General features: G+C 61.5%; 2 protein-coding genes and 3 pseudogenes. 2 read left to right on the top strand and 3 right to left on the bottom strand.

Annotated features, from left to right (window positions below; translation table 11 throughout):
• Nucleotide 1 precedes the first annotated feature (1 nt).
• Nucleotides 2-986, top strand: a pseudogene (locus tag CCD76_RS18885) (integrase core domain-containing protein).
• Nucleotides 987-1,166: 180 nt separating this feature from the next.
• A pseudogene (locus tag CCD76_RS18890) lies at nt 1,167-1,394 on the top strand (electron transfer flavoprotein subunit beta/FixA family protein); the annotation flags it as partial.
• 80 nt (nt 1,395-1,474) lie between these two features.
• Here the strand turns inward: CCD76_RS18890 and istB are convergent.
• The 3 genes and pseudogenes from istB to CCD76_RS18905 all read right to left on the bottom strand — a co-directional run.
• Nucleotides 1,475-2,254 carry an IS21-like element helper ATPase IstB gene (istB, locus tag CCD76_RS18895; RefSeq protein WP_087721041.1) on the bottom strand — a complete coding sequence of 260 codons (780 nt, stop codon included), beginning with the start codon at nt 2,252-2,254 and terminating at the stop codon, nt 1,475-1,477.
• Entirely contained in the window at nt 2,251-3,273 is a 1,023-nt protein-coding gene (istA, locus tag CCD76_RS18900) for an IS21 family transposase (protein ID WP_087721042.1), read from the bottom strand. The genes istB and istA overlap by 4 nt, the downstream gene beginning before the upstream one ends.
• A gap of 86 nt (nt 3,274-3,359) precedes the next feature.
• Nucleotides 3,360-3,936 (bottom strand): annotated as a pseudogene (locus CCD76_RS18905) (TAXI family TRAP transporter solute-binding subunit); the annotation flags it as partial.
• Nucleotides 3,937-3,984 lie beyond the last annotated feature (48 nt).

Genomic DNA, 3,984 nt, shown 5'->3' on the forward strand with positions numbered 1-3,984 from the left:
GATGGATATCAAACTGCATAAGACGGCGACCTCTACACCGCGCATCCGCAAGGAGATCCAACAGGCGCCCGCCTCGGTCAGTGATAGCGAACTGGCTCGGCGTTATCATGTCTCGTGTCCCACCATTGCCCGGTGGCGTTACCGCAATACGCAACATGACCGATCCCACACGCGACACAACCTGCTCGTGACGCTATCTCCCGCTTAGGAAGAGATCGTGGTGGCCCTGCGCGAATACCTGCGTCTGAGCGTCGATGACCTGCTGGTGGTGGCCAAGGAGTTTCTTCATCCAGACCTCTCACGCTCAGCACTGCAGCGCCTTCTGAAGCGACGCGGTCTGCCCAGCCTGGCGGCTCTGGAAAAGCAGGAGAAAGCGGCGCAGCAAACGTCCCATAAGCCCTTCAAGGCCTATGAGCCGGGATATGTCCATGTCGACGTCAAGCATCTGCCTCAGGTGCCCGATGAGGACCACAAGCGCTATCTCTTCGTGGCGAACGATCGAGCCACTCGCAGGGTCTTGGAGGTCCGCCAACATCAGTCCGCGCAGGATGCCGATGTCTTCTGCAGCACGTTCGTGAGCGGGCGCCGTTCAGGATCAGGACCCTGCTGACGGACAACGGCAAGACCTTTACCGACCGCTTCGCCGCCGGAGGCGAGAGAGTGCCCAGCGGCAGGCACCGGGTAGATCGGTTCTGTCGCCAGCATGGCATCGAACATCGGCTGATCCCGCCTTACCGGCCGCAGACCAATGGCATGGTCGAGCGTTTCAACGGCCGCGTGAGCGATGTGCTTAACACACATCGATTCGACTCGCGGGCGGATCTGGAGACCACGCTCAAACGCTATAACTGGCTCTACAACCACCATATCAATCACAGAGGGCCTTGCACCATCAAACACCAATCGGTGCAATGAAGCAGTGGCAGAAGGACCGGCCCGAGTTATTCTGGAAACGCGTAATCAATCACCCGGGACCCGACAGGTAGGCATTCGACAAGCAACTCCAAGCACTTCAGAACACACTACACCTTTGGTCTTGCCGGCAGGTTATTGCTTGACGCCTCGCTGGGCATGATTTTACTTTTTAGGTAATGCGAAACTGTGTTCCTCATTGCGAAAGCTGGTAAAGGTGACGCTATGAAGTACTCGTCGCGGTCAAACGCGTCATTGACTACAACGTCAAGATCCGCGTCAAGCCGGATCACTCCGACGTCGACCTGGCCAACGTCAAGATGGCCATGAACCCGTTCTGTGAGATCGCCGTGGAAGAGGCGGTGCGGCTGAAGGAGAAAGGTATCGCCACGGAAGTCGTCGCGGTGACCGTCGGGCCCAAGGCCGCTCAGAAGCAGCTGCGTACCGCGCTGGCGCTGGGTGCCGATCGCGCCATTCATGTCGCCCCTGTCAACGCCGACTGAAAAGTGACCCCCTTTGGCTCTGAATCGCCGAAGTAATATTGACCCCCTGGGCCCGTCGGTTATTCGGCTATCGTTGCCGAAGGAGTGGTGCCGGCTCTGCGCTTGTCCTTGAGTCGGTAGCTCTCGCCGGTGATCTGCACGATGTGGGCGTGGTGCAAGAGCCGATCCAGCATCGCGGCCGTCAGCGTCTGGTCGTCGGCAAAGGTCCCGGCCCATTGCGTGAACGGCAGGTTGCTGGTCAGAATCATGCTGCCACGCTCGTAGCGCTTGGCAACGACGTTGAAGAACAGGTTCGCCTCGTCGCGCCCGAAGGGCAGGTAGCCGATCTCATCGATCACCAACAGGCGCGGCCCCATCACCACACGGTTGAAGTACTCCCTGAGCCGCTCCTGGCGGTGGGCCGCCGTGAGCTGCAGCATCAGGTCGGCCGCGCTGACGAAGCGTGTCTTGATCCCCGCCATGACGGCGCGGTAGGCCAACGCAATCGCCAGGTGGCTCTTGCCCACGCCGCTGGGGCCAAGCAGGACGATGTTCTCCGCGCGCTCGATGAAGCTGAGTGCCGCCAGTTCCTGAAGCTGCGCACGCGGGGCTCCCGAGGCGAAGGCGAAGTCGTAGTGCTCCAGCGTCTTCACCGCCGGGAAGGCGGCCATCTTCAACAGCGTCTGGCGCGAACGCTCGGCCCGGGCATCGGCTTCGGCGCTCAGCAACGTCTCGAGAAAGTCGGCAAAGCTCGCCTCGCCGTTGGCCGCCCGCTGCGCGAGGTGCGACCAATCGCTGCCGATGCGTTCGAGCTTGAGACCCTGGCACAGCTCGCTGATGCGGTCGTGCTGCAAGTTCATGGGCTGGCCTCCAACAGCTGGTCATACACCGACAAGGGATGCTGTAGGCTCTCATGCGGTAGCGCGCGCCCTGACCGCAACGCCGGGACCGGAACGATGCTGGTGGCCGTCGCCGGCAGCGGTAACAGGACCCCGCGCTCCTCGGCCAGTCGCATCGCCGGCGGCACGCCGGTGGTGCCATGCACCCGCTGATGGGCGATCTCATCGAGCCAGCGGCCGATGTGGGCATTGGCCGTCGGCACGTCCAGGATCAATCCGGCGCTCTTGAGCGTGGCGGCCAACGGCGTGATGAAGCTGCCCTTGAGGTAGCCGTTGAAGCGCTCGACCTTGCCCTTGGTCTTGGCCCGGTAGGGGCGACAGACCCGAGGGCGAAAGCCGTACTCCTCGGCCAGCGCCGCCAGGGCCGGATGCCAGCGATGCCGGCCGTCACCGTAGGCGTCGCGCTCGGTAATGATGGTGCCGGCGTTATCGAACAGCGCCTCTTCGGGGACGCCGCCAAAATAGACAAACGCCTCTCGCAGGCCAGTCAACCACGCCTCGCTGTCCTCGCGTGTCGAGAAGCGCACGAAGGTCGCTCGGCTGTAGCCGAGTGTCGCAACGAAGGCCTTGAGCGGCTCGCGACCGCGACGGATCGTGGTGAAGTCGACCTGCAACTGCTTGCCCGGCGGCGTCTCGAAGCGCACGACCGGGTCCTCCGGTCGGCCCTTGAAGGGCGCCAGATAAGCCTTTAGCTGGCTGATGCCGCCGGCGTAGCCTTGCGCCTGAATCTCACGCATCAGCACGGTCGCCGGAATCCAGTGCGGGCGGGCCGCTGCGATACGTCCCTGAAGATAGGGCTTGAAGGCGTCGAGCTTGCCGGGTCGCGGCGCTCGCGCCTTATAGCGTGGCAAGTCCTTCTCGCCCCGCAGGTACTTGCGGACGGTATTGCGCGAGAGCCCCAGCTCCCGGGCGATCGCCTTGATGCCATGCCCCTGACGGGCCAACACTTTGATCTCCACTGACTGCTCCTGGGTCAACATCTCGGCGGCTCAAAAGCCACCATCTTCGCCCAGAGGGGTCAAATTTACCTCGGCGTCAGGGGGTCAGCTTTACATTGGCGATGACAAGTAGGCGGCCCAACACTCCAGAAGCCGGCATCGATATCGCCATCGCGAATCGCGTCTGCAGTCTCGTTGAAATTGAGACGCCGCGCCTCGATATCATCGGAGGAGATTCCGTTGGCTTCGAGCACTGCCAGGGTGTTGAGTTCAGTACCGCTACCGGGCGCCCCTATGGAAACCGTCTTCCCCTTGAGATTCTGTAGGGATTCGATGTTGGAATCCGCCAAGGTTACGATCTGTAAGGCGTTGGGATATATCGAAGCTAGGGCACGAATGTTCTCGAGCTGGCGTCCCTCGAAGTCACCGGTGCCGTTGTAGGCCTGATAGACCGTATCTGCCAGAGCTGTAGCGATATCGGAATCGCCGCCACACCAGCCCCATGTTTTCTACCGAGGCGCCAGTGACTTCGGCGACGGCGTCATAGCCCTCAACATATTGGTTGATCAATTCGGCCAAGCCGCCGCCATAGGGGTAATATGTGCCGCCGGTACCGCCTGTGGCGATCGACAGCTGCTGTTGAGCGATAGCAGCGGGTGCTGCAAACAGCAGCGATGCTGCTAGAGCATATCTAAGGGTTTGTATCCTTTCTCCGTCCCGATTCTGAAGTGGACCCTATCCATTGGTCCACCT

Origin of the sequence: Salinicola salarius (assembly GCF_002179555.1) — a bacterium.
GTDB lineage: Bacteria > Pseudomonadota > Gammaproteobacteria > Pseudomonadales > Halomonadaceae > Salinicola > Salinicola salarius_A.

Coding starts and splice junctions, on each gene's coding strand:
- istB (WP_087721041.1), bottom strand. CDS start 2,254: ATGAACTTGCAGCACGACCGCATCAGCGAGCTGTGCCAGGGTCTCAAG.
- istA (WP_087721042.1), bottom strand. CDS start 3,273: ATGTTGACCCAGGAGCAGTCAGTGGAGATCAAAGTGTTGGCCCGTCAG.